Origin of the sequence: Nonomuraea montanisoli, from assembly GCF_013363975.1 — a bacterium.
In the GTDB taxonomy this organism is placed as follows: domain Bacteria; phylum Actinomycetota; class Actinomycetes; order Streptosporangiales; family Streptosporangiaceae; genus Nonomuraea; species Nonomuraea montanisoli.
The window spans coordinates 457,129-481,650 of the sequence record NZ_JABWGN010000006.1; the positions used below are offsets into that span (position 1 = coordinate 457,129).

The 24,522-nt window shown below is 71.8% G+C and carries 25 protein-coding genes and 2 pseudogenes; 12 read left to right on the forward strand and 15 right to left on the reverse strand.

The features are described 5' to 3' along the window. Positions 1-36 precede the first annotated feature (36 nt). Genes HTZ77_RS17800 through HTZ77_RS17810 form a run of 3 tightly spaced genes read right to left on the reverse strand, consistent with a single transcriptional unit; the run spans position 37 to position 3,479 of the window. Positions 37-723: a response regulator gene (locus HTZ77_RS17800; protein WP_175590705.1), complete on the reverse strand. Its 687-nt coding sequence runs from the start codon at positions 721-723 to the stop codon at positions 37-39. A 5-nt stretch (positions 724-728) separates the two neighbouring features. Beyond that, a complete protein-coding gene (locus tag HTZ77_RS17805; protein WP_175590706.1) occupies positions 729-1,871 on the reverse strand; it encodes a sensor histidine kinase in 1,143 nt (380 codons plus the stop codon). Between the two features lie 36 nt (positions 1,872-1,907). Then, a complete protein-coding gene (locus HTZ77_RS17810; RefSeq protein WP_175590707.1) occupies positions 1,908-3,479 on the reverse strand; it encodes an alpha/beta hydrolase in 1,572 nt (523 codons plus the stop codon). 136 nt (positions 3,480-3,615) lie between these two features. Between HTZ77_RS17810 and HTZ77_RS17815 the strand changes: the two genes are divergently transcribed. The 4 genes from HTZ77_RS17815 to HTZ77_RS17830 all read left to right on the forward strand — a co-directional run bounded on the left by HTZ77_RS17815 (position 3,616) and on the right by HTZ77_RS17830 (position 7,391). After that, a complete protein-coding gene (locus HTZ77_RS17815) occupies positions 3,616-4,740 on the forward strand; it encodes a sensor histidine kinase (RefSeq protein ID WP_235994776.1) in 1,125 nt (374 codons plus the stop codon). A 16-nt stretch (positions 4,741-4,756) separates the two neighbouring features. Continuing rightward, positions 4,757-5,404 carry a response regulator transcription factor gene (locus HTZ77_RS17820; RefSeq protein WP_175590708.1) on the forward strand — a complete coding sequence of 216 codons (648 nt, stop codon included), beginning with the start codon at positions 4,757-4,759 and terminating at the stop codon, positions 5,402-5,404. Then, positions 5,401-6,546 (forward strand): RNA polymerase sigma factor, encoded by a 1,146-nt coding sequence (locus HTZ77_RS17825; protein ID WP_175590709.1) that lies wholly within the window; start codon positions 5,401-5,403, stop codon positions 6,544-6,546. Before HTZ77_RS17820 ends, HTZ77_RS17825 begins: the two co-directional genes overlap by 4 nt. A gap of 188 nt (positions 6,547-6,734) precedes the next feature. After that, on the forward strand, positions 6,735-7,391 hold the full coding sequence (locus HTZ77_RS17830; protein ID WP_175590710.1) for a maleylpyruvate isomerase N-terminal domain-containing protein: 657 nt from the start codon (positions 6,735-6,737) through the stop codon (positions 7,389-7,391). Between the two features lie 27 nt (positions 7,392-7,418). Here the strand turns inward: HTZ77_RS17830 and HTZ77_RS17835 are convergent, their stop codons facing one another. Continuing rightward, a complete protein-coding gene (locus HTZ77_RS17835) occupies positions 7,419-7,961 on the reverse strand; it encodes a YceI family protein (RefSeq protein ID WP_175590711.1) in 543 nt (180 codons plus the stop codon). Between the two features lie 161 nt (positions 7,962-8,122). Between HTZ77_RS17835 and sigJ the strand changes: the two genes are divergently transcribed. Continuing rightward, positions 8,123-9,058, forward strand: a complete 936-nt coding sequence (gene sigJ, locus HTZ77_RS17840; protein ID WP_175590712.1) for an RNA polymerase sigma factor SigJ — start codon at positions 8,123-8,125, stop codon at positions 9,056-9,058. Between the two features lie 20 nt (positions 9,059-9,078). On the opposite strand, the gene HTZ77_RS17845 is transcribed toward sigJ, so the two are convergent. Continuing rightward, positions 9,079-9,564 carry a carboxymuconolactone decarboxylase family protein gene (locus HTZ77_RS17845; RefSeq protein WP_175590713.1) on the reverse strand — a complete coding sequence of 162 codons (486 nt, stop codon included), beginning with the start codon at positions 9,562-9,564 and terminating at the stop codon, positions 9,079-9,081. 182 nt (positions 9,565-9,746) lie between these two features. On the opposite strand from HTZ77_RS17845, the gene HTZ77_RS17850 reads away from it, so the two are divergent. Further along, positions 9,747-10,673 (forward strand): RNA polymerase sigma-70 factor, encoded by a 927-nt coding sequence (locus HTZ77_RS17850; protein WP_175590714.1) that lies wholly within the window; start codon positions 9,747-9,749, stop codon positions 10,671-10,673. 222 nt (positions 10,674-10,895) lie between these two features. Here the strand turns inward: HTZ77_RS17850 and HTZ77_RS48720 are convergent. Together HTZ77_RS48720 and HTZ77_RS17860 are read right to left on the reverse strand one after the other, a co-directional pair. Then, positions 10,896-11,534, reverse strand: a pseudogene (locus HTZ77_RS48720) (GDSL-type esterase/lipase family protein); the annotation flags it as partial. Positions 11,535-11,583: 49 nt separating this feature from the next. Beyond that, the gene (locus tag HTZ77_RS17860) at positions 11,584-12,024 is read right to left on the reverse strand and encodes a DoxX family protein (protein WP_175590715.1); all 441 of its coding nucleotides are present in this window, start codon (positions 12,022-12,024) and stop codon (positions 11,584-11,586) included. 124 nt (positions 12,025-12,148) lie between these two features. Here HTZ77_RS17860 and HTZ77_RS17865 point away from each other — a divergent pair, with 124 nt between their 5' ends. Beyond that, positions 12,149-12,739, forward strand: coding sequence for a TetR/AcrR family transcriptional regulator (locus HTZ77_RS17865; protein WP_175590716.1), 591 nt, complete (start codon positions 12,149-12,151; stop codon positions 12,737-12,739). Positions 12,740-12,741: 2 nt separating this feature from the next. On the opposite strand, the gene HTZ77_RS17870 is transcribed toward HTZ77_RS17865, so the two are convergent. From HTZ77_RS17870 to HTZ77_RS17880, 3 genes are all read right to left on the reverse strand, one after another. Further along, the gene (locus HTZ77_RS17870; protein ID WP_175590717.1) at positions 12,742-13,356 is read right to left on the reverse strand and encodes an acyl-homoserine-lactone synthase; all 615 of its coding nucleotides are present in this window, start codon (positions 13,354-13,356) and stop codon (positions 12,742-12,744) included. Positions 13,357-13,511: 155 nt separating this feature from the next. Further along, the gene (locus HTZ77_RS17875; RefSeq protein ID WP_175590718.1) at positions 13,512-14,162 is read right to left on the reverse strand and encodes a response regulator; all 651 of its coding nucleotides are present in this window, start codon (positions 14,160-14,162) and stop codon (positions 13,512-13,514) included. Next, positions 14,159-15,274 carry a sensor histidine kinase gene (locus HTZ77_RS17880; RefSeq protein ID WP_328808638.1) on the reverse strand — a complete coding sequence of 372 codons (1,116 nt, stop codon included), beginning with the start codon at positions 15,272-15,274 and terminating at the stop codon, positions 14,159-14,161. Before HTZ77_RS17880 ends, HTZ77_RS17875 begins: the two co-directional genes overlap by 4 nt. Before the next feature lie 203 nt (positions 15,275-15,477). Between HTZ77_RS17880 and HTZ77_RS17885 the strand changes: the two genes are divergently transcribed. Then, the gene (locus HTZ77_RS17885) at positions 15,478-16,662 is read left to right on the forward strand and encodes a serine hydrolase domain-containing protein (RefSeq protein WP_175590719.1); all 1,185 of its coding nucleotides are present in this window, start codon (positions 15,478-15,480) and stop codon (positions 16,660-16,662) included. 216 nt (positions 16,663-16,878) lie between these two features. Here the strand turns inward: HTZ77_RS17885 and HTZ77_RS17890 are convergent, their stop codons facing one another. Continuing rightward, a complete protein-coding gene (locus HTZ77_RS17890) occupies positions 16,879-17,616 on the reverse strand; it encodes a TetR/AcrR family transcriptional regulator (RefSeq protein ID WP_235994777.1) in 738 nt (245 codons plus the stop codon). 84 nt (positions 17,617-17,700) lie between these two features. Here HTZ77_RS17890 and HTZ77_RS17895 point away from each other — a divergent pair, with 84 nt between their 5' ends. Next, positions 17,701-18,825: an FAD-dependent oxidoreductase gene (locus HTZ77_RS17895; RefSeq protein ID WP_175590720.1), complete on the forward strand. Its 1,125-nt coding sequence runs from the start codon at positions 17,701-17,703 to the stop codon at positions 18,823-18,825. 609 nt (positions 18,826-19,434) lie between these two features. Here the strand turns inward: HTZ77_RS17895 and HTZ77_RS48725 are convergent. Further along, entirely contained in the window at positions 19,435-19,683 is a 249-nt protein-coding gene (locus HTZ77_RS48725; protein WP_407940517.1) for a recombinase family protein, read from the reverse strand. On the opposite strand from HTZ77_RS48725, the gene HTZ77_RS46280 reads away from it, so the two are divergent. After that, the gene (locus HTZ77_RS46280; RefSeq protein ID WP_235994779.1) at positions 19,582-19,851 is read left to right on the forward strand and encodes a hypothetical protein; all 270 of its coding nucleotides are present in this window, start codon (positions 19,582-19,584) and stop codon (positions 19,849-19,851) included. The genes HTZ77_RS48725 and HTZ77_RS46280 overlap by 102 nt on opposite strands. A 37-nt stretch (positions 19,852-19,888) precedes the next feature. Here the strand turns inward: HTZ77_RS46280 and HTZ77_RS17905 are convergent, their stop codons facing one another. The 3 genes and pseudogenes from HTZ77_RS17905 to HTZ77_RS17915 all read right to left on the reverse strand — a co-directional run bounded on the left by HTZ77_RS17905 (position 19,889) and on the right by HTZ77_RS17915 (position 21,561). After that, the gene (locus HTZ77_RS17905) at positions 19,889-20,644 is read right to left on the reverse strand and encodes a class I SAM-dependent methyltransferase (RefSeq protein WP_235994780.1); all 756 of its coding nucleotides are present in this window, start codon (positions 20,642-20,644) and stop codon (positions 19,889-19,891) included. A gap of 81 nt (positions 20,645-20,725) precedes the next feature. After that, positions 20,726-21,205, reverse strand: a pseudogene (locus HTZ77_RS17910) (Tn3 family transposase); the annotation flags it as partial. Between the two features lie 56 nt (positions 21,206-21,261). Further along, on the reverse strand, positions 21,262-21,561 hold the full coding sequence (locus tag HTZ77_RS17915; protein WP_175590722.1) for a hypothetical protein: 300 nt from the start codon (positions 21,559-21,561) through the stop codon (positions 21,262-21,264). A gap of 434 nt (positions 21,562-21,995) precedes the next feature. On the opposite strand from HTZ77_RS17915, the gene HTZ77_RS17920 reads away from it, so the two are divergent. Together HTZ77_RS17920 and HTZ77_RS17925 are read left to right on the forward strand one after the other, a co-directional pair. Then, positions 21,996-22,991 carry a LacI family DNA-binding transcriptional regulator gene (locus HTZ77_RS17920; RefSeq protein WP_175590723.1) on the forward strand — a complete coding sequence of 332 codons (996 nt, stop codon included), beginning with the start codon at positions 21,996-21,998 and terminating at the stop codon, positions 22,989-22,991. A 140-nt stretch (positions 22,992-23,131) separates the two neighbouring features. After that, positions 23,132-24,292, forward strand: coding sequence for a hypothetical protein (locus HTZ77_RS17925; RefSeq protein WP_205302756.1), 1,161 nt, complete (start codon positions 23,132-23,134; stop codon positions 24,290-24,292). Positions 24,293-24,522 lie beyond the last annotated feature (230 nt).

Here is a 24,522-nt window from a genome sequence, read left to right on the forward strand (position 1 = left end):
GGCGACGATGCTGCTCGCGGCCGCCCCCGTGGCGCGTCAGTCGTGAGTGTGATCTCCGATGTCACTCTCACCGGCGACCACCAGGCCGCACTCGTAGGCGAACACCGCCGCCTGCACGCGATCCCGCAGGTCCAGCTTGGTCAGGATGCGGCTGACGTGCGTCTTGACCGTGTGCTCGGTGACCACGAGCGCGGCGGCGATCTCGGCGTTGGACAGTCCGCGGGCGACCAGCCTGAGCGTTTCGCGCTCCCGCTCGGTGAGCGCCTCCAGCCGGCCCGCCAGCCGCGGCATCGGGCCGTGGGCCGGCCGTCTGACCAGGCTCTCCAGCAGCCTGCGGGTGGCGGCGGGCGCCAGCAGCGCCTCGCCGCCGGCGATGGTGCGCACCGCGTGCGCGAGCTCGTCGCGGCGGATGTCCTTGAGCAGGAAGCCGCTGGCGCCCGCGCGGACGGCGTCGTAGACGTACTCGTCCAGGTCGAACATGGTCAGGACGAGCACCTTGGCGGAGGTGCTCGCGCAGATCTCCCGGGTGGCCTCGATGCCGTTCTTCCCCGGCATCCGCACGTCCATCAGGACCACGTCCGGACGCAGCCGCCCGGCCAGCTCGATCGCCTCGTCGCCGCTGGCCGCCTCGCCCACCACCAGCATGTCCGGCTGGGCACCGAGGATCAGGCCGAACCCGGCCCGGAAGAGATCCTGGTCGTCGGCGATGAGCACGCGCAGCATGGGCGCTATTCAAGCGGAAAGACGGCTCTGACCATGAACCCGCCGTCCTGGCCCGGTCCCGCGCTGAACGTCCCGCCGCACGCGAGCGCCCGTTCCCGCATGCCGACCAGGCCGTAGCCGCTGCTGCCGCGACGCGGGCCGCCGCCCTCGTCGGCGATCTCGACGAGCAGTTCCCCCGGGGTCCACCGCAGGCGTAACCGAACGGTGCGTACCCCGGCGTGTTTGCGCACGTTGGTGAGTGCTTCCTGGACGATCCGGTAGACGGCGGCCTCGAGGCTGCCGGGGATCCGCCGCCGCTCGCCCTCCACGGTCATGAGCACGTCCAGGCCGCTCCGTTCGGCCAGTGAGGCGAGTCCGTCCAGGCGCGGCTGGACCGGCCCGAGGTCCTCGGCGGCGGGAGCGGCCGAGGCGCGCAGCGCCGTGAGCAGGCCGCGCAGCTCGGTGAGCGCGCCTCTGCCGGTGTCGGCGATCGCGTCGAAGACGGCCTCGGCCCTTCGCGCGTCGCTCCGCACCACCACGGGTCCGGCTTCGGCCTGGACGACCATCAGCCCGACGGAGTGCGTGATGATGTCGTGCATGTCGCGGGCGATCCGCGCCCGCTCCTCCGCCACCGCGGCGATGTGCTCCTGTTCGCGGCGACGTTCGCGTTCGGCCAGTTCGGCGGTGCGTGACCGGTTCGCCCGGGCGCTGGTGCCCAGCGCGTAGGCGGCCACGAAAGCGATGCCGACCAGGCGGAAGGTCTCGCTGTCCTCCCCCGGCAGCGCCAGGGACATGCCGACGACGGCGGCGATCGCCGGGATCGCGGCCAGTCGCTTCCCCGTGGGGCTGAGGTCCGCGATGGCGTGGACGGCGACCAGCGGGCCGAAGGGGAGGAACGGCTTCTCCCAGAAGACCAGGACGGTCATCGCGGCACCGACGAACAGCGCCACGGCCATGGGCGCGCGCCTGCGCCAGTAGACGGGCGCGGAGGCCAGCACGCCCAGGGCGATGATCCACCAGGCCTTCGGCGCGGGCACCAGCAGCGGACCGAGGGTGGCCGCGGTGGTGGCCGCCGCGATCGCGCCGTCGGCCCGCCGGCCGGAGAACCTGGCGGCCCAGGCCGATGCCCGGGCCGTCGGCGCGCCGCCGGCGTGACCCGCGTTGATCATGCGCCCATTATCCGTCGTCCGGGAGCCGGGGGCGGGTCAGGGGCGGCAGGTCGGATCGGCGGCGGGGAGGGCGCCGGTGGCCAGGTAGGCGTTGACCTCGGCGTCCACGCAGGCGTTGCCGTACTCGCCGTAGATCCCGTGGGCGACGGCGCCGCGCAGGGTGAGCAGGCGGGAGCCGGTCAGCGCCCGGTGCATGGCCTCGCTGCCCTGGTAGGTGGTGGCGGTGTCGCCGGTGGCGGCCACGATCAGCGCGGGGGTGGGGTTGGCGACGCGCGTGAGGCGCTCGCGCGGTTGGTTCGGCCAGAAGGCGCAGGGCCAGATGGTGTTCTTGAGGGGGCCGAAGAGAGGGTGGCGCGCACGGCTGCGCTCGATGTCGTTCCAGTAGACGTCGGGGTCGCGCGGCGCGGCGCGGTCGCCGCAGATGATCGCGGCGGCCGGGCCGGCGAGCGGGGAACCGGCGCTGGTCAGGATGAAGGTGAGGAAGCCGTCGAGTTCGGGGCCGGGGGCGGCCGGGCGGCGGTGCGCGGCCTCGTTCAGGGTCCGGACGGTGGCGGAGAACTCCGCGCGGGCCGCGGAGCGGTCGTTGCCGGAGCCGACGGACAGGATGTACGGGACCGCCTGCTCGTCCACCTCGTACCGTCCGACGCGCAGCGGGCGGTCCTGCGCGGCGGCGACGATGGCGTCCACGGTGGCGAGCACGCGGGCAGGGGTGGCGCCCAGGCCATAGGTCCCGTGACGCCGGGCGGCCCAGGCCGCCCAGCCGCGCAGCGCGCGTTCCGCCTCGTCCTCGGTGCCCTGCTGCGCCCTGGGTCCCCACGTGTCCGGGTCGCCCGCGCTGTCCAGGACCACGCGGTCGGTACGGCCGGGGAACATCTGGGTGTAGACCGCGCCCAGGTAGCTGCCGTAGGAGTAGCCGAGGAAGGAGATCCGGCGCTCCCCGAGGACGCGGCGCACGAGGTCGATGTCACGGGCCGTGTCGCGCGTGTTGGCGTACGGGAGCACGTCGGCGTGGCGCCGGGCGCAGCGCTCGGCCAGGTCGCGCTGCACCGCCACCTGGTGGTCGAACCGGGCGCGGGTCGCGCCGGGCGAACGGAGCCACAGGCCGATGGGCCAGCCGCAGTCGAGCGGCGTGCTGCGCCCGACGAAGCGCGGGTCCAGGCCGATGAGGTCGTAGCGGGCGGCGACGTCCTTCATGGCCGCGCGCGTCCGCAGGGGCATGCCCAGTGAACTCTCGCCGGGGCCGCCGCTGTTGAGGACCATGGTGCCGATGCGACGGGCGCGGTCGGTGGCGGGGAGGCGGGACAGCGCGAGGGTGATGGTGCGGCCGCCGGGCCTGGAGTGGTCGAGCGGGACGGTGAGCTGCGCGCAGCGTGCGCCCGCCTGGTCGAGCTCCTTGCCGGGGGCGTCGTCGGGGCCCTGGGCGCAGGGCTTCCAGTCGAGCGGCGAGGGCGCGCCGGCGTCGGCTCCGGCGGGGAACGGGCCGGCGTCGGCTCCGGCGGGACGCGGGCCGGCGTCGGCTCCGGCCGGGGGCGCGACGACGGTGGACAGGGCGATCAGGGCGAGGGCCGGGAGAAGGCGTCGGCGGATCCGCGCACGGGTCGGTTTCATGGTCGGGGACGCTAGTGCGGCCGGACGCCCGGCACGATACAGCCGGCCGCAGGCGCGTCGGTACAGCCCGCTGTAGTGCCCGGCGGTGACCGGTGACGCCATAATGAGCGCCGTACGGCGTCGTGGGGAGGTGCGCATGCGTGACCGTGCGTTCTCCGGCTCGGCCTACCTGCTGGGCACGTTGGCCACCGCCGTGGGCACCGTGCTCGCGTTGCCCGTGCTGCTCGCGCCGACGGCCGCGCGGGACTGGGCGGCCTGGCACCGTCGGCGGGCCGGCAGGCTGCTCGGCGTCCCGGCCGACGGGCGACCGGGCGGGCGGCGGGCTCTCGCCTGGGCGCTCGCGCACGTCGCCGTCGGGTTCCCGCTCGGGCTGGCCGCCCTGTTGTGCCTGGGCAACATCCTGGTCGCCGCGGTGGCGATGCCGTTGTGGTGGGCGTTCCCCGCCGGCGAGCGTCCCACCCTGTTCGTCGAGGTCCAGGTGGGCGACTGGGGTACCGCGCTGGTCGGCGGCTCGCTGCAGATCGCCGTCCTCGGCGCGGCGGCCCGGTGGGTGCTGCCGGCGCTGGCGCGACTCCACGCGCGGCTGAGCCTGGCGCTGCTCGCGCCGTCGGCCCGCGAACGGCTCACCGAGCGCGTCGACGTGCTGACCAGGAGCCGGGTCGGTGTCGTCGACGCCCATGGCGCCGAGCTCCGGCGGATCGAACGCGACCTGCACGACGGGACGCAGGCGCGCCTGGTGACCATCGCCATGCAGCTCGGCATGGCCCGGGAGTCCCTCGCCGACGACCCGGACACGGTAGCGGTGCTGCTCCGGCAGGCGCACGAGACGGCGGAGGAGGCGATGGTCGAGCTGCGCACGGTGCTCCAGACGATCTACCCGCCGATCCTCGCCGACCGCGGGCTCGACGGGGCGCTGACGGCGCTGGCCGCCCGGTCGAGCGTGCCGGTCCGCATCGAGCTCGCCGAGCTGGGCGCGCTGCCGGCGGCCGTGGAGGCGGTGGCGTACTACGTGATCGCCGAGGCGCTGACGAACGTGACCAAGCACGCCGCCGCCACACGGGTAGCCCTGCGGATCGAGCGCGCCGACGACGTGCTGTCCATCGAGGTCACCGACGACGGGAGGGGCGGCGCCGACGAGACGCGCGGCACCGGGATTTCCGGCATACGCCGGCGGGTCGCCGCCCTGGACGGCGCGGTCCGCCTCGACAGCCCGCCGGGCGGCCCCACCACGCTCGCCGTCCGGATACCGTGCGCATGGTGATCGTTCAGGAGGTTGTGTGCGGGTCGTGATCGCCGAGGACAACGTGCTGCTGGCCGGCGGCCTGGAACTGCTGCTCGCGGCGAAGGGCTGCGACGTCGTGGCGGTCGTCGGCGACGGCGAGGCGTTCCTCCACGCCGTCGCCGAGCACCGTCCCGACATCGCCATCGTCGACGTGCGGCTGCCGCCGTCGTTCCGCGACGAGGGGATCCACGCCGCGCTGCGGGCCCGCCGCGAGCACGGCGCGCTGCCGATCCTGGTGCTCTCGCAGTACGTCGAGCGCGAGTACGCCGGCGAGCTCCTCTCCGACGGGCGCGGCGGCATCGGCTACCTCCTCAAGGACCGCATCGGCCGGGTGGCCGAGTTCGTCGACGCCCTGCGCCGCGTCGCGGCCGGCGGCACCGCCATGGACCCCGAAGTGGTGGCCCAGCTCCTCGCCCGCCGCGCCGGTGACCCCCTGGACACGCTCACCGCCCGTGAGCGGGAGTCGCTCGCCCTCATGGCGCAGGGCCACGACAACGCGACCATCGCCGAGCGGATGCGCATCTCCGACAACGCCGTCCACAAGCACATCGGCAACATCTTCGCCAAGCTCGGCCTGGCGCCGGACGACTCCGGTCATCGCCGCGTACGCGCGGTGCTCGCCTACCTGGACGGGCACAAGTGAACGAGACGCTGCTGCGGGAGCTGGTGCCCATGGTGATCGGTGTCCTCGTGCGTCGTGGGGCCGACTTCGCCGCGGCCGAGGACGCCGTGCAGGACGCCCTGGTCGAGGCCGTACGCGTGTGGGCGGACGACCCGCTGCGAGATCCCCTGGGCTGGCTGATCACCGTGGCCTGGCGCAAGTTCCTCGACGCCGCCCGCGCCGAGACCTCCCGACGGCACCGCGAGATCCGCGTCGAGAGCGAGCCGCCGCCCGGCCCGAGCGAGGCGGCCGACGACACGCTCCGGCTGTACTTCCTGTGCGCGCACCCGTCCCTGACGCCGGCTTCGGCCGTCGCGCTCACGCTGCGGGCGGTCGGCGGCCTGACCACGCGTCAGATCGCGCAGGCCTACCTCGTGCCCGAGGCGACCATGGCCCAGCGGATCAGCCGGGCCAAGCGCACCGTCTCCGGCGTGCGGTTCAACCAGCCAGGAGACGTCGCCACCGTGCTGCGCGTGCTCTACCTGGCCTTCAACGAGGGCTACTCCGGCGACGTCGACCTCGCCGAGGAGGCGATCCGGCTCACCCGCCAGCTTGCCGCGATGACGAGACACGAGGAGGTCGCGGGCCTGCTCGCGCTCATGCTGCTCCACCACGCACGGCGTGCGGCACGGACCGATCCCGGCGGCAGGCTCGTGCCGCTGGCCGAGCAGGACCGCGGCCTGTGGGACACCCGCCTGATAGCGGAGGGCGTCGACGTGCTCCAGGCGGCCCTCGCCCGCGACCGGCTGGGCGAGTTCCAGGCCCAGGCCGCCATCGCCGCGCTCCACGCCGACGCCAGGACGGCCACGGAGACCGACTGGGTGCAGATCGTCGAGTGGTACGACGAACTGGTGCGCCTCACCGACAACCCGGTGGCCCGCCTCAACCGGGCCGTCGCGGTCGGCGAGGCCGACGGCGCGCGGGCCGGTCTGGCCGCGCTGGCCGAGCTGGACCCCGCCCTGCCCCGCCATACCGCCGTCGCGGCCTACCTGCACGAGCGCGACGGCGACCCGGCGACCGCGGCACGCCTGTACGCCGAAGCCGCCCGGCAGGCGGCCAGCGTCCCCGAACGCGACCACCTCACGCGACAGGCCGCACGCCTCAATGCGCGGCTGCGCGGGTGAACGCCGACGCGACGCCCGCTCACTCCGCCTGACGCGGCCGCTCGAACGCCTTGGCGGGGTGCGCGCCGCAGCGCCCCGCCGACGGCCGCGATGATCCCCCGCGCCTCCTCGTGGCGCTGCAACGGCGTGGAACGCACCGCGGCCCGGGGCGCTTGTCCGCACGCGCGGCGGCGAACTACCGTGCCGATGTGGATCTCTTCTCGCGCTCCTGGACGGCGTTGCGCACGGCGGTCGCCGAACTCGCGGACGAGGACTTCGCCCAGCCGTCCGGCTGTGCCGGCTGGCTCGTCCGGGACCTGGTGTGCCACCTGGTCATCGACGCCCAGGACGTCCTGATCACCCTCGTGACCCCCGCCGGGACCGAGCCCACTCGCGACGCGGTGACCTACTGGGAGGTCTCCCGGACACCGCCGACCGGCGACGACCCGCTCGACGCGCTGACCGTCCGGCTGGCCGCCGCCTACCAGGAGCCCCGGCTGCTCAGGTTCCACCTCGACGACGCCGGCTCCGCCGCCGGCCGCGCCGCCGAGCTCGCCGACCCGGGCCTGCGGGTCGGCACCCGCGACGAGGTCATCACCGTGGGCGACTACCTTTCCGCGTACGTCGTGGAGTGGACGCTGCACCACCTCGACCTGGTCGCGCACCTGCCGGGCGTCGCGGGACCGCCCGCGGAGGGGCTCGCCCGCTCCCGCGAGACGCTGGAGAAGATCGCGGGGCGCGCGTTCCCCGCGTCGTTCTCCGACACCGACGCGCTGCTGGTCGGCACCGGACGGCGGGCGGCGAGCGACGCGGAGCGGGCCGCGCTGGGCGAGCTGGCGGCGAGGATCCCGTTCGTCCTCGGCTGACCGGCGCCCGTCAGGGCCTCCCCGGCGTCAGGACCGCCGGATCGCGGCGACGTCGAGCTCCAGCGTCACCTTCGGGCTGACCATGAACGTGGTCGCGGCGTTCCAGTTCACGCCCCAGTCGTTGCGGTTGATCGTGACGCCGCCCGTGAAGGACACCCGGTCGTCGCCCCGCGCGCCGGTCAGCTCCAGGTCCACGGTGACCGGCTTGGTCACGCCGCGGATGGTGAGCGCGCCGGTGACCGCGAAGCTCCTCCCGCCGAGGTGGCGCACCTTGGTGGAGGTGAAGGTGAGGGTCGGGTGATCCTGCACGTGGAGGAACGTGCCGCGCACCTGGTCGTCGCGCCGCCGGTTCCCGGTCTGGAGGCTGCCGGCCTGGATCGTGAGCCGGACGCCGGACCTCGACGGGTCGTCGCCGTCCAGGTGCGCGTCGCCCTCGAACTCCTCGAACCGCCCGCGCACCCGGGTGGCCATCGCGTGCCTGGCGACGAAGCCGATCCGCGTGCGGGTGGGGTCGAGGACGTAGTCGCCGGTCAGGTCGCTGAGGGGGGTGATGGTCTGGATGTCGGTCATGATGTGGCTGGACCTTCTTGCTCGATGAGGTGGCGGGTTCGCCTCATCCGTACGACGAGACAGGCCCGCGAAATGTCAGAACAGGGTCCGGCCTCACATTCCGCGGCGCTGTCTCGTCGTACGGATGAGACCACTCGCGACGAAGGAAAGCCGGCGACACCATGACCACCCCTTCCGAGCCGGCGGACGGCCGGCTCGACCCGGGCCTGAGCGCGATCGTGAGCGAGCGGCGCCAGCTCATCAATCTCGCCTACCGGCTGCTGGGCTCCCTGGCCGACGCCGAGGACGTCGTGCAGGAGACCTACGCCCGCTGGTACGCCATGTCCCGGGAGCGCCAGGAGGCCATCGACTCCCCCGGCGGCTGGCTGACGACGGTCGCCAGCCGCATCTGCCTCGACGTGCTCGGCTCGGCCCGCGCCCGGCGCGAGAGCTACGTGGGCGAGTGGATCCCCGAGCCGCTGCCCGACCGTACGGAGTGGATCGGGGAGCGGCCGGGCGACACCACGGCCGACCCGGCCGACCGGGTCACGCTGGACGAGTCGGTCAACATGGCGTTCCTCGTCGTGCTGGAGTCGATGACCCCGGCCGAGCGGGTGGCGTTCATCCTGCACGACGTCTTCCGCTACTCCTTCGCCGAGGTGGCCGAGATCGTCGGCCGCAGCCCGGCGGCCTGCCGCCAGCTCGCCTCCTCGGCCCGCCGCCGCGTCCGCGACGCGCAGGCCCCGGCGACCTCCACGGCCCGGCGGGCCGGCGTCGTCAGGGACTTCAAGCAGGCGTGGGAGGCCAAGGACATCGACGCCCTCATCGGCCTGCTCGACCCCGAGGCCACGGCGGTCGGCGACGGCGGCGGCGTCGTCAGCGCCATGCTCGACCCCGTCGAGGGCGGCGAGCGGATCGCGCGGTACCTGATCGAGGTCACCGGCAGGGCGCCCGACCTGACGATCCTGGAGCGCACGGTCAACGGCCAGCCCGGCCTGGTGGCGCAGCGGGACGGCGTCACCGAGGCGGTGTTCGCGTTCGACGTCGCGGGCGACCAGATCACGCGCATCTGGGCCGTGCGCAACCCCGACAAGCTCCGGCCGTGGACGGCGGGCTGACCCGCCGCCCAGACCGGCGGTCAGTTCGACAGGCTGGCGAACATGCCGTGCTCATAGGTGCCGCCCTGGGTGCGCACGATCACGCCGAGCCGGTTGGCCGCGTTGATCATGGCGATCACGTAAACCAGCGCGGTGATCTGCTCGTCGTCGTAGTGCTCGCGCACCTGGTCCCAGGTCTCGTCGGACACGCCGGGGTGGGCGTCGGCGAGCCGGGTGCCCTCCTCGGCGAGCGCCAGCGCGGCCCGCTCGGCGTCGGTGAACACGGTGGACTCGCGCCAGGCGGAGACCAGGTTGAGCCGGACCGTGGTCTCGCCGGCGGCCACGGCGTCCTTGAAGTGGTAGTCGACGCAGAAGCCGCAGCCGTTGATCTGGCTGGCGCGCAGCATCACCAGGTCCTGGGTGGCCTTGGCCAGCGTGGACTGCTCGATCGCCAGGCTGACGTTGTAGAACCGCTTGGCGATCTTCGCGCCGAACGCGGTGCCGTTCAGGTCCATACGGGGTGCCATGATGGTCGTCCTCACTCGTGGTGTCGTGCGCTTCCGCACCGAACGACCACAAGATGCCGACGACCCGAAGCCTGTGACAGCGCCGACGTGTGACGTACGCCACCGCCGGCGGGTGTCACAAAACGGTGAGTACCGGCGTCCTGTGTGCGGCACGGTCGAGAGCGAACAGACAGGAGCCAACCATGAACGAGCGCAGCGAGCCGACGGCGGACACACCGGAGCCGCTCGCCGGCGGCGGCCGCACGGACGCCGCCACCGAGGCGTTCGTCACCCACCGCAACCTGCTGTTCACCGTCGCCTACGAGCTGCTCGGCTCGGCCGCCGACGCCGAGGACGTCCTGCAGGAGACCTGGCTGCGGTGGGCGGGCGTCGACCTCGGCATCGTGCAGGACCAGCGCGCCTACCTGGTCCGGATCACCACGCGCCAGGCGCTGGGCCGGCTGCGTTCGCTGGGCCGGCGCAAGGAGTCCTACGTCGGTCCCTGGCTGCCCGAGCCACTGCTGACCGCGCCGGACGTCGCCGAGGACGTCGAGCTGGCCGACAGCGTGTCCATGGCGATGCTGCTGGTGATGGAGACGCTGGCGCCGACCGAGCGGGCGGTGTTCGTGCTGCGCGAGGTGTTCGACCTGGCCTACGACGAGATCGCCGAGGCCGTCGGCAAGAGCCCGGCCGCGGTCCGCCAGATCGCCCACCGGGCCCGGGCGCACGTCGCCGCCCGCCGGCCCCGCGGGCTCGTCTCCCCGGACGAGACCCGCGACGCCCTGGAGGCGTTCCGGCGGGCGGTCGAGACCGGCGACCTGCAACGCCTGCTCGACATCCTCGCGCCGGACGTCGTTCTGCTGACCGACGGCGGCGGCGTGGTGCGGGCCGCGCTGGCCCCCGTCGTCGGGGCCGGCACGGTGGCCGACCTGCTGGGCCGGATCAACGCCGTGGCGACGCTGCAGCCCGCGCAGGTCAACGGCCACCCGGCCCTGATCGTCCGGGTCGACGGCGAGGTCGACACCGTCATGGCGGTCCGCGTCGACGACGGCCGCATCGCCGGGCTCTACGCGGTGCGCAACCCCGAGAAGCTGTCGCGCGTCGAGCGGGAGATCGCCCTGCGCCGCTGAGCCCGGCCCCTCACAGGGCGCGCGGATCGACGGCGTCGGCCATCGCCCGGTATCCGGCGGGGTTGGGGTGCAGGTGGTCCCCGCTGTCGAAGGCCGGCCGGATCCGGCCGGATCCGGCCGGATCCGGTCGGGGTCGGCCGGGTCGGCGACGGCGCGTTCGAAGTCGACGACCGCGTCGAACGCGCCGCCGGTCCGGATCCACGCGTTGACCGCGTCGCGGACGGCCTCGGCGTCGGCGGGCAGGCTCGCCGGCAGCAGGGTGCCGCCGATGATCCGCACGCCGCGCGCGTGGGCGGCGCGGATGAGCTTCCGGTAGCCGCCGATCAGGTCGCCGGCGCTCACCTTGACCACGGGCGTGGTGCAGGGGGTCGGGTCCTGCGCGCTCAGCACGATGTCGTTGATGCCCTCCAGCACGATCACGCTCTTGACGCGCGGTTGGTCGAGCACGTCCCGGCGGAAGCGCGTCACCCCCCGCTCGCCCAGGCACGCCGAGTCGTTGAGCAGGCGGTTGCCGGCGATGCCGAGGTTGAGCACCGGCCGCCTGCCGCCCAGCCTGCCGGCCAGCGCGTCCGGGTAGCGGTCGTCGGCGTCCAGGGTGGCGGCGTACCCGTCGGTGATGGAGTCGCCGTAGGCCGCCACCGCGGGCGCGCCGCCGTGGACGTCCACTCCGGACAGGTAGAACCAGGAGGTGTTGGTCTCGGCGAACGCGGCCGCGCCGAGGTCGCGGGAGTGGTCGCCGGAGGCCCGGTAGGAGGTGGCCTGGGCGAGGTTGTGGTAGGTGGCCGGGCCGGTGGCGCCCTGGAAGTACTGGCCGAGATCGCGGCGACCACGGGCGAGGCCGGCCAGGCCGTGCGGTTGCACACCGCCGCCCTGGACCTGGCCGTGGAGCTGAACAACCGGGTCAATACAGCTAGAGCGCCGCGGCGACGGCGGCTGCCACGAACAGCACCTGCAGGGCGGTGCGGACGGGCAGCGGGGTCACGGGCTTTCCGGCCAGGGTGAGGCCGCGGCGGGCGGCCGAGACGTTGGCCGGGAACATGGCGGCCATGAGCAGCGCGAGCCCGATCGCGGCGAACGGCGCCAGGGGCGGGATCAGCAGCCCGGCGGCGCCGGCCAGCTCCAGGACCCCGGTGAGGGTGACCAGCAGCGCCGGCTGCGGGAACGCCGGGGGGATCATCGCGACGAAGTCGCGGCGCCATGCGGGCAGGAAGTGCGGGACGCCGGTGGTGACGAACATCAGGGCGAGAGCGCCCCGCAGCGCGGACTGCCAGCCGTCCAGGACCTCGATGCCGGCCAGGCCGAGCACGCACAGGACGACGAAGCCACCGATGAGGGCGATGAGCGGAGCCATGCCCGCCTCCAATCTTGCCGGTCTCGCCGGTCTCGCCGGCGACAACAATCTAGTCATTGGAAAGATTGGGGCATGTTCGCGATTTTGTCAATGTCAAGATAAGGTGGGCCCGGCATCATCGATCATGAGAGCGCTGGAGGTGAGACCGATCAAGCAGAACGGCTACCACCACGGCAACCTGCGGCGCGCCGTCCTCGACGCCGCCCTGGAGGCCATCACCGAATCGGGCCCCGCGGGCTGGAGCCTGCGCGAGCTGGCCCGGCGGGCGGGCGTGTCGCACGCAGCCCCCGCCCACCACTTCGGCGACAAGACGGGGCTGCTGACCGCCGTGGCCGCCGAGGGGTTCGGGATGTTCGCCGACGCCCTGGAACGAGCGGGAGATGACGCGCTGGAGGTGGGGGTCGCCTATGTCCGCTTCGCCGTCGGCCATCGGCCCTACTTCGAGGTGATGTTCCGGCCGGAGCTGTACCGCGCGGACGATCCCGGCCTGACGACGGCACGCGAGCGCGCGGCCCGGGTGCTCGTCACCAGTTCCGGCAGGCTGTCGCCCGGTCCGGCGCAGGACCGCCTGACCACCATCGCCGCCTGGTCGCTGGTCCACGGCTTCGCCGGCCTGTGGCTGAGCGGCGCGCTTCCCGAAGCAGCCCACGAGGACCCGGAGGTCCTGGCCCGTTCGGTGGTCCGGCTCTTCTCCGGCACGTCCCTCCCGGGATGAGGTCACTCCCGCGCGGGCAGCGCGCCGCGCAGGAAGGCCGCGGTCGACATGGAGTACGCGGAGCAGGCGAGCCCGTCCAGCCGCGTCGCCCTGCCGTCGCCGAAGCGCCGGGTCGGCACGCCCATGGCGTTCAGGCCGCGTTCCAGGTCCACGCTGGAGAACGCGAGCACCGTGTCACCGTGCCGGTCGACCCAGCGGAACACCTCCCGGACCAGCGCGCGGGCCACGGACCCGAGCCCCGTGGCCACGCCCCGGGACCACCCGCGGTCGGTGGCCAGGCGGCTGGCCTCCCACACGGCCGGATCCCGGGGCGCCGGGGCGCCGCGTAACGCCTCGGGGAAGACGTCACGGAGCATGTAGGGGCCGTCGGTGCGCAGCAACCGGCAGCAGCCCGTCACCTTCCGGCAGTCCTCCCCGTAGCTGATCACGTAGACGGGGTCGCAGTCGTCGTACCGGTCGAGTTCCCTGCCGTCGCGGCTGTCGACGTCCCAGCGCAGGCGTTCGTAGAACACCGCGTGACGCAGCCGGAACATGCCGTCGAGCAGCCACGGCGGCAGCTCCCCCGCCCGGCCGACCATGATCCGTCGCGCGCACCCGTTCCCTGACGAACCGTCCACGAGCACCCTCCGCGTCCGAGCCGGCTCCTCCGCCGATCACGTGTCGCCTGTTGTTCGCCCGACCGAGAGCGTTGGACGACATCAGGGAGTGCACGAACGCGGTGCCGCCGGCGGCGATCCGGGTCTCGGGCCAGTCGTCGGCCGTGGAACCGGGATCAGAGGAGGCCGGCCTCGTGGACCAGGATCGCCGCCTGCACCCGGTTGGTGAGGCGCAGCTTGGCCAGCGCGCGGCTGACGTGTGCCTTGACGGTCGTCTCGGTCATGGCCAGCTCGCGCCCGATCTGCCGGTTGGACAGGCCGCGGGCGACGGCGAGGACGACGTCGTGCTCGCGGTCGGTCAGCAGGTCCAGGAGTCGGCGGGCGTCATCGGTCTTGGAGGGGTGGCGTGGTTCGATGAATGCGCTGATGAGCCGTCTGGTCACGGTGGGGGCGAGCATGGCGTTCCCGGCGGCGACGGTGCGGACGGCGGCGGCGAGGTCACGCGGCGGGGTGTCCTTCAGCAGGAACCCGACGGCGCCGGCGCGCAGCGCCTCGTGCACGTACTCGTCGAGGTCGAACGTGGTGAGCATGACGACCTTCGGCGCGCCGGGCGAGGCGGCGATGCGGGCGGCGGCGGCCAGGCCGCCGGTGCCGGGCATCCGCACGTCCATGAGCACGACGTCGGGCCGGCACCGGGCGGCCGCGGCGACCGCCTCCTCCCCGTCCCCTGCTTCGGCGACCACGGAGATGTCGCCCGCCGCCTCCAGGATCATGCGCAGCCAGGACCGCACCATCAGCTCGTCGTCGACGACCAGGACCCTGATCATGCCGGCTCCCCGACGCGTTCGGCCGGGATCCGGGCGGTGACGGTGAAGCCGCCCTCGGGGCTGGGGCTGGTGCGGAGCCGGCCCCCGAGGAGGGCGACCCGCTCGCGCAGGCCGAGCAGCCCGAGGCCGCCCCCGGGGAGAGGGTCGGCGGGGCGTGGGCCGGCGGGCGGGCCGTTGTCCACGACGATCTCCAGCTCACGGGGACGGTAGCGCAGGACGACGTCGACGTCGCACGCGCCCACGTGCTTGTGGACGTTGGTGAGGGCCTCCTGGACCACGCGGTAGGCGGCGCGCTGCGCGGTCTCCGGGACCGGCCTGGGGTCGCCCTCGTCCCGGCGTCGTACGCGCAGCCCCGCGGACCTCGACTGGCCGAGCAGCCTGTCGAGGTCGGCGAGCGACGGCGGCGGGGCGTGGTGGTCGGGGGCATCCTGGGTGCGGAGCACGCCGAGGACCTCGCGCAGGTTGGCCAGCGCCTCCCTCCCGGTGGCCCTGATGCCGGCGATCTCGGCCGCGGTGCGCTCGTCCGTGACGCTGACCTCCAACGCGCCTGCGTGCAGCACGATCAGCGACACCCGGTGCGCCACCACGTCGTGCATCTCCCGTGCGATCCGCGTGCGCTCCTGCGCCCGCGCCTGCTCGGCCCGGGCCGCCTGCTCGCGTTCCAGCCGCTCGGCGCGCTCGCGCAGCCCCGCCAGCACCTGCCTGCGGGCGCCCACCCACAGGCCCGCCACCAGCGGCAGCACGACCGCCCAGACGAGTTCGGCCCCCACCCCCTCCGGCGACCAGCGAGCGCCGGGCGGCAGCAGGGGCCGGACGGCGACGAGGGCGGTCGCGGTCGCGACGTACAGGGGGACGAGGTGCCGCCGCGGCGCGGCCGTCACCACGTAGTACGTCGCCACCGCCAGGACGTGCCACTGCGCGAACAGCACGCACGCCGCCGCACCCAGCACGATCACCGGCCAACGCCACCTGCGTCCCGCCCACGCCGCGGCGCCGCATGCGACGGCGAACAGCACCCGCCCCGGATCCGCCGCCGTCTCGTGCGCCTGGCCCGCGGCCGGCAGGACGATCGACAGCACGGCCACGGCCAGGCCGACGGCCCAAGGGGCCACGCGATCGACGACACGGGCCACCTCACCGAGCACACGGCGTTCGAACGACGTATTTCCCACAGCCCCGAGCGTATGGCCAGGCCACCCCGGCGAACGCGGTCCGTTCGCCACGGCACCCCCTACGAAAGTAGGAGCCCTTGAGCCCGTCCGGGTCGACGATCGGACGAGGCGCTTGCCTGGAGACCGGCGGAAAAGTGCTCCGCATGCACACCAGAACACGACGTCTCACCGTGGCGGCCGTTGCCGCCGGTGTCCTTGCCGCGTCCCTTGGAGCGCCGGCCGCGGCCGCCGCACGTCGGACAGGGGACGCCAGCTACTCCAGCTACTCCAGCGCGGATTTCCGGCACGATCTCGACGCTCTCCACTCCGCGGGCGTGGTCGGCGTGCAGGGGCGCGTCATCACCGAGGACGGCCGCCAGTGGACGGCCGCGAGCGGCGCCGCCGACACCAGGACAGGGCGGCCGGTACCGGTGCGCGGCCACTACCGCATCGGCAGCAACACCAAGACCTTCGTGGCCGTCGTCGTCATCCAGCTCGCCGCGGAGGGCCGGCTCGGCCTGGACGACACCGTGGACACGTGGCTGCCCGGCGTGGTCCGGGGCAACGGCAACGACGGACGGGAGATCACCATCAGGCAGTTGCTCCAGCACACCAGCGGCCTGTACGACTACATCGCCGACCTCGGGCCGCGCGACGCCGAGTCGTTCGAGCGCGAAAGACTGCGGCGCCACCAGCCGGAGGAACTGGTCGCCGCAGCCATGCGCCACGCGCCGGCGAGCCATGACTGGTCGTACTCGAACACCAACTACGTCCTGGCCGGCATGATCATCGAGCGGGTCACCGGCCGGCCGTGGGGCCAAGAGGTCGAGCGCCGTGTCATCCGCCCGCTCGGGCTCAGGGACACGAGCGTTCCGGGAGAGGAGACGGAGCTGCCCCGCCCGTACGCCAGGGCGTACCAGCAGTGGCGGCCCGGCGGCCCGCTGACCGACGTCACCGTGAACACCCCCACCTCCTACGACTCGGCCGGCTCCATGATCAGCACCACGGCGGACCTGAGCCGGTTCTTCCGCGCGTTGCTCGGCGGCCGGCTTCTCAAGCCCGCGCAGCTCGCCGAGATGAAGAAGACCGTCGCGGTGTCCCGCGGCGTCGCGACCGGGTACGGCCTGGGCCTCTATCGGAACAAGCTGTCGTGCGGCGGCGTGTACTGGGCCCACGGGGGCAACACCGCGGGCTACATCAGCCGCGAGGGCTTCTCCGCGGACGGCAGGCGCAGCGTGGCCCTGTCCATCAGCGGCGCCGCGGGCAGGAGCATCGAGGACTACCAGAAGCTGCAGGCGATGACCGACCAGATCGTCGACGACGTCCTCTGCGACCGGGAGCGGTCGTGATCGAGTCGGTGGGCCTCACCAAGAGGTACGGGGCCACCGTCGCGGTCGACGGCCTGTTCTTCGGCGTCCCGCCGGGGCGGCCATCCTCTTCGCACGGTCGGGTCCCTGCTCGACGCACCTGGGTGCACCCGGCCGTTCGGCCCGCGCGCACCTGCGCTGGCCGGCCGGATCCAACGACATCCCCAGCGTCGGGCTTTTCACCCCGCACGTCGCAGGTCAACCGGATGCGGGCCGCAGATTGTTCATGAGCAGGCCGAGGGCGAACTCGAAGCGGTCGTGTCCGGTGCCGGAGATCAGCTCGGCGGCATGGCGTCGAGTCTGCGGGAATTCATCGGCAGGCAGTGCGGTGAAGCGATCCAGCAACTCCTCGTCGCTGAGCACCCATTCCTGATCCTGGTGCCGGCGCCGTTGCTGGACCAGCGACTGCTCCAGTGCATAGGCGCTGACATAGAGCGACAGCGCGTCGCGGGCCCATCCGGCCGTCCTCGGTTCGATGCCGCCCGCGAGCAGGATGGCCAGGATTCCTTCGCCGACCCGCAGCGTTTCCAGGTGGGTCGGCACCATGGCCAGCGCGGCGCGCGAGACTCCGGGGTATTTCAGGTACAGGTCGCGGATCTGCGTAAACACCCCCCGCAGTTGCTCGCGCCAGGCAGCCGGGTCCGGTTCGGGGAGCACGACCTCGGCGTAGAGCCTGCCGATCAGCAGATCGTCGATGTCGTCCTTGTTGACGATGTGCGCGTACAGCGACGACGGACCGGTGCCGAGCACGGCCGCGACCCGGCGGATGGTCAGCGCGTCATACCCCTCGGTGGCGACGACCTCCAGCGCGGCGTCGGTGATCCGTTCGACGCTGATCGGCTTCTTGCGTGGTGCCGACGCGGCGGCCTCCGCTGCGGGTCGGGCGTGGCGAGCTGCGCGGCGTTGGCGGGGATCGGCGGACATGTCGACCATCATACCTTGACACGATCTAAGTTCGTTGAGGTAGAACTTAGATCGTGAGAACGAACTAAGTTCGTATCGATGTTCTGGGGGTGTGTGATGCGCGTTTCCGTTGTCGGAGCCGGTCTGGGAGGTCTGGCTCTCGCGCAGGGTCTGCGTGGTGCCGGGATCGAGACCGACGTGTTCGAGCGCGACCCGGGGATCGTCGCACGGTTCCAGGGCTACCGGCTCGTGCTGAACCTGATCGGTTTCCAGGCGGTGCGCGACTGCCTGCCGACGCGCTGGCACCCGCTGCTGGACGAGATCGTCATGGACGCCTCCGCCGAGCAGCTGATCCTGGACCCGCAGATGAACGAGATCGGCAAGCTCGGCGCGGGCCGGACCGGCATCGTAGTCGACAGGCAGGTGCTGCGACACCTGTTGCTGACCGGCCTCACCGTGCACACCGATGCCGCGCTGACCGGCTACGACGTGCTGGGCGACGGCACCGTCCAAGCCCGGTTCGCCCGCCGCGACCCGGCCACCGCCGACCTGCTCGTCGGCGCGGACGGCGTCACCTCCGCGGTCCGCGAGGTGTTGTCGCCGCAGACCATCCCGACCGACACCGGCGTCCGGTTCGTCATCGGCCGCACTCCGCTGACCGACGAGTTCGCCGGCCTGTCCAAGGCCTACGGTTCGAAGATCACGGGCGACGGCGTCAGCCTGCTGCTCGGCGCGATGCGCTTCCGTACCCCGCCGAAGCAGGCCGCCGAGCAGCTGGCCCCCGAAGTCACGCTGCCCGACATCGGCGACTACGTGCGCTGGGCCATGATCCTTCCGCCGAACGGCACGCTGGAGGACCTGACCGCGCAGGACGCCGTGCTGTCCAGGATGGAAGGTTGGCACCCGGAGCTGCGCGCGCTGATCGAGCAGGCCGATCCGGACAACAGCACGCTGCTGTCCATCCGGGTGGTCAAGCCCGGTGAGCGCTGGGCGTCCGGCCCGGTCACCCTGCTCGGCGACGCGATCCACGCCACCTCCCCGACCGGCGGCAACGGCGCGAACACCGCGCTGCGCGATGCCGACCTGCTGCGCCGCTGCCTGATCGAGGCCAACGAAGGCCGCCAGGATCTGCTCAGCGCGGTCCACGACTACGAGCGGCAGATGTTCGAGTACGGCGCCGAGGCCGTGCGCAGCAGTCTCGAGAAGCTGCCCGCCTTCGCCCCCGACGCGAAACTGTCCTGAGGTTCGGCTTGTGCGATCGACCGGACCCGCCCGGTCGTGGACACACTGATCCCCGCCAGTTGACGACGCGGTCGACTGTTGCAGGGCAGCGACAAGATCGTTCGGCCGGCCCACGCCGACGCGGCTGACCAGCCGCCACTGAGGACCGCGGCCCGTTTCTGGCGTATTCCGGTCCCACCTCAACGAGAGCAGTCACCGAACCGAAACGAAGATCACGTTCCTGGCGCCAATTTCTGCACTCAGACTCCTCGAAGGCCAAGTAGAGGCTGCCGTCGATGTGGTGGTAGGCGCCGGGCCGGATGCCAGTGGTGTCGACCAGCCTCCACGGCGTCCTGCTTCCGAAGGCGCCCCCAGCCCCAAAGTAGCGATGAGCTAAATCACGATTACTGCTCGTGGTTCTACGGGTAGGTGGCTGGGTCTGGCTGGTCGGGAAGGAGATCGGCGAGAGCGGTCCGTATGGCGGCGCGGCTGACGCCGTGGGCACGGGTGAGCGCGGCGACGGAGGCGCCCTGTCCCTGGTATGCGGTCCTGGCTTCTTTACGCTGGTCGGCGTCGAGGGCGGGTGGGCGGCCGCGGTAGCGGCCTTCGGCCTCGGCTGCGGCGATCCCTTCATCGGTGAGTTCGTTCTGCAAGTCGCGCTGGAATTGGCCGACGGCGCTGATCACATTGATGATCAGGTCTGTGGTGGCGTCGTGGCGGCGAGGTTCTGGAAGTCCGACAGCGGGCCGGACAGGACCGTAGGGTGACGCCGCGAGCTTGGCACCAGCCGCGGACGTTGTGGATGTCGATGAGATCGCGGCAGAGGCGGAAGAGTTCGGAGACGGTGAGGGTGTCGCCGGGGTGCGCCTTGGCGGCGATCTTGCCGAACGCGGGGCGGTCCAGGGCGGGGATCTTGGAGGTGGTGGCGGGGTCCTCGAAGAGGAGGACGGCGTCGGGAGCCGGTCGGGCGACCTGTCGGGAAACCAGCTAATCCCGACCCGCTTCGAGTGCGACTTAGCGCTTCAGTCGGCGGGAATCGCCCACTGAAGCGCAAAGCCATCAACAAATGATCGTTACGGGGCTTCTAGCTGGCTTCGAGAACGAAGAACAGGAAGCTCAGAAACCTTGTGCCGGTGATCTCGCGGAGCTCCTCGGGGAACAGTTCGCGGGCTTCCGGCACAAACGGTGGTTCGCTGATGACACTGATGCGAAAGCCCGCCGCGGTGAAGGCTTCGGTCATCGCGTGCAACGGCCGGTCCCAGAACCTCATCTGGACGGTCTGCCCACCTCTGGTCCATTCGTCGGTCCGGCTGCAAGTCTCGAAGTACTTGAACTTTTCTCCAGCCATGTGCTGCATGAGCGTAATGCCGAAGGGGTGATGGACCGAGACGAGGAGTCGGCCACCTGGCTTCAGCACGCGCCGCAGCTCGGCCAGCGTCGGTCCCCAGTCTTCCAGGTAGTGCAGCACCAGGGACGCGATGACGTCGTCGAACGCCTCGTCAGGGAAGGGCAATGGGTTGGCCAGGTCGGCGACCTGCAGATCCGCGTCGGGGCCCAGCCGCTGCCGGGCCTGCTCCAGCATCCCGGCGCTCGCATCGACGCCGGTCACGATGGCACCTCGATTGCGCAGCTCGGAGAACAGGGGGCCTGAGCCGCAGCCGGCGTCGAGGATGCGCCTTCCGCTTACGTTCCCGGCAAGCTCCAGCATCGCGGGACGCTCGTAGTACGCATTTGTGAGGCTGGTCTCGTTCTCGGTCGTGTACCCCTCGGCCATCCTGTCGTAGTCGTTGAATCGGGGCGAAGATGCGGTGTCAACGTACTTCTCCGGCGTAGCAGACATCAGGCCATTGTGGCCCATCAGTCACGGAAGACACTCCGTCGTCGTACGCAGCTGTGATGGGCAGGGGTCTCGGAGGGGGTCTCAGGCGGCCAGACCGAGGTCGAGGCGGCGGTCGTTGTCGATGTCGATCCGTCCGTAAAGGTTGGCGTTCGACCAGAACAGAGGCGACAGGCCCCGTTTGTCGGCGTCGGTCATCTTCTCCTGCCAGGCCGGATCCTTCAGCACGGACTGAACCAGCAGAGTGTTGATGAACACCAGTGCGGACCGCAACAGGTGCAGACTCAGCATGGAGACCGCCTGGTGCTCCTTGTCGCTGCCGGGCAGGGTACCGGCGCTGCCGTAGAACAGGTCGGTGTTGGCCGAATTCCAGTTCTCCACCACCTGCAGCCCCTCGTGAATCTCCCGGCGCAGCCCTTGGGAGGCGACGTACTCGGCGACGAAGATGCTTTTGACCGCCTTGCCGAGTTCCTCGATGGCCCTATAGGTGGGGTGCTTGGGGCCGCCGCGAGTGAAACGGCGCAGCACTTGTTCGGCCTCGGCCGTTCCGAGCCGCAGGGCGGTGGCGTACTTGACCGACGCCGGGCCCGCCGTAGCGGGCGTGGTACTCGGTCATCAGGTTAGACGACCATGACCCGCTGATCGCCTCGCCGCAGGCTGCCATGCGGGAAGCGGCCCTCCTGCTCAAAGAACTTCAGCAGCAGTCCGGAGCCCAGACGGGTCGCCCCCGTCTTGTTCCCCACCAGATCCCAGTCGCTGTCCAGCAGCGTCCACGCCGCGATCAGCTCCTCAGGCTCCCACTCCCGCCGCGTCCCCGCCGCTCCCTTCGCCTGACCGACCCCCGAGAACAGGGCACACGATCGAACGGGGAACACCCCTACGCCCCGGTACGCGCGATTCGTGACGACTACGAACAGCAACCGTGATCTAGCTCATCGCTACTTTGGGGCTGGGGACGCCTTCGGGAGCAGGACGCCTCCACGGCCCGCGCAGGGACGGGGACACCCAAGCGAAGAGGCCGTCGTTCCATGGGGACTCCGCTCCCTCGTCGTTGCATGCCGCCCAACCCCCGAGCGAGGATTCCCTCACCAAGCGGCGGCGCATGATTGCGCAAACTTAAGCTGAGCATCTGTCACCGTCAAGACCGCTGTTGTGAGACTTGTGAAGTTGTGTGCTACCTCGAGAAATCCGCATCCGCGGCTGCTCGCGGGAACCATTTGATGATTGCGGAAACATCAACCTCGCCTATCAACCTCCGAAGATGCCGATGTACGCTATCGGCGACGACGACGACGAAGGGAGACGACCCGGCGTGGCTCGACTACCAGGGACGAGGGCGTCAGGCGGCCCGTCGATGGCGGACGTCGCCAAGCTCGCCGGCGTCTCGGGCCAGACCGTGTCCCGGGTCGTCAACGGCAACGACCGGGTGACCACCGAGACGAGGCTCAAGGTCGAAACGGCCATGAGACAGCTCGGCTACCGCGCCAACATCGCCGCGCGGGCGCTGGCCACCGGCCGGTTCGGCACGATCGGCGTCGTCATGTTCAACCTCAGCGCCGTGCTCAACGTCCGCATCGTCGAGGCGGTCGTGACCGGCGCCCAGGCCCGCGGCTACTCCGTGAGCGTCGCGATGGTCAACGGCCCGACCGAGAAGGACGTCCGCGCCGCCGTCCGCGGCCTCACCGACCGCGCGGTGGACGGCGTGATCGTGATCGAGGGCCGGGTGCTCGACACCCCTCACCTGCAGCTTCCCGAGGAAGTGCCGGTCGTGATCGCCGACAGCAGGGCGGCGCACCGGCACCCCACGTTCGGCATGGACGAGGCCGCCGGCGCCCGCGCCGTCGTGGAGCACCTGCTCGGGCTCGGCCACGCCACCGTGCACCACGTGGCCGGGCCGACCGGCTCGAATCCGGCGCAGCGGCGCAGGGCCGCGTGGCAGCGGCTGCTGAAGCGGGAGGGCCGCGCCGTCCCGCCGGCCGCCGTCGGCGACTGGTCCCCGCAGTCGGGGTACGACGCCGCCCGCCGCCTGCTGGCCGACGACGACGTGACCGCCGTCTTCGCCGCCAACGACCAGATGGCCGTGGGCGTGCTCAGGGCCGCGGCCGAACGGGGCCGCAGGGTGCCGGACGACCTGAGCGTCGTCGGCTTCGACGACCTCGACTTCACGCCGTTCCTCGCCCCGCCGCTGACGACCGTCCGGCAGGACCTCGCGGCGGTGGGACGACGCTGCCTCGACCACCTGATCGCGCGGATCGAGGCGCCGGCCGGGATCGAGGCGACCCAGGCCGCCAGCAGGTTCGTACGCCCGGAACTGGTGATCAGGGCGTCCACCGCGCCCCCACGCCGCTGACCCCGGCCGCCCGCGGCCATTGACAGGCCGATCAAGTTAGCGCAAACATGACTTCACGAAATGTGTCACCGACACTGTGACCGCGTCTACCTGCCTCTCTCCCCCGACCCTCCTTCTGAGCCCAGGGAGCACAAGACCCCATGCTGCTGCGCCGACTATCGATCATCGCGCTGACCGCCGTCCTGGCCGCCTCGACCACCGCGCACACCGCCACCGCCGCCGAAGGCAGGCCTGCAAAACTCGCGTACGGCGCCCTTGGCGCGAACTTCAACCAGAACCTCGACGCGCTGAACTACCGGGAGCTCCGCGAGGCCAAGGCCCAATGGGTCCGCGGGTTCTTCCCGATGCCCGCCACCGACCAAGGCGATCCCGCCGCGCATTTCGCCATCCGCACGATCACCCAGGCGGCCGGTCGGGGCTACGACACCATCCTGAGCCTGAAGTTCCCCTACGACCGGGCCTCGTTCCCCGCGCCGGGCAGCGCCAAGATGACCGCTGAGCTGGCCCGCCTGGACCGGGTTCTGCCTACCGTGCTGAACAAGGTGGACATCATCACGATCGGCAACGAGCCGTTCATCGAGAGCCTGCCCGCCGAACGCGACGCACGGCTCAACGAGTTCTACGAGGCCGTCGCCCGGCACGTGATCGACTACAGGCGCGCGCACTGCGGCGCGGACTGCCGCACCGTGCTCTACATGGGCGCGCTGAACCGGCTCGACCTGCCCGACCGCCGCACGCCGGCGGCCGAGCGCTGGATGACCTTCGTCCGCGAGACGCCGGAGATCGAGGGCGTCGACATCCACCCGCACGTGCCCTCGCCTCAGGCCGTCCAGCCGTTCCTCGACTACATCCTGCCGCGGATGCGCCCGCGGCAGACGTTCCTCGTCACCGAGTTCTCCCTGGTGCATTACTGGAAAGAGCACCTGCGTGACACCGTCTCCACCAAGTTCGCCCAGCAGTACGGCTTCGCCCCGGACACCCAGGTCTGGCAGGTGATCAAGGCCGCCATCGACAAGCCGTTCAGCGAGCGGAAGTGGGACGACTTCCTGACCAGCAGCCCGTGGTTCACCAGCCAGGCCGGCTTCCTGCGCGACCAGTTGCGGCTGTACCGGAGCACCGGTCGGCTGGCGGTCGCCACGTACGCCTTCAAGCAGGACGATGCGATGGTCGAGGACTTCGGCCCTGACAAGACCCCGTGGCTGCTCAACAGCGTGTACGCCCGCTACACCGTGCAGCCCCGCGGTGCCCTGTCAGGGCGCGGCTGGTGGCTCGACGACTTCCGCGCGCTGCAGCGGCGCTGACCAGGCTGTCCGGCGACACCGCCAGGCAACCGATGTACGCGAAGCGCCAGCGGAGACCCAACCCGTGAACCGACCGAACACGCTGCTGATCATGACCGATCAGCAGCGCGCCGGCCCGTTGGTGGTGACCGGCCCGTGGAAGCGGCACTGCTGAAGGGCGCGGCTTGGGCGGCGGTCAAGGACAGCGTGCTGACCGACCTGGGCCTGCCGGAAGATCCCGCGGAGCTGCT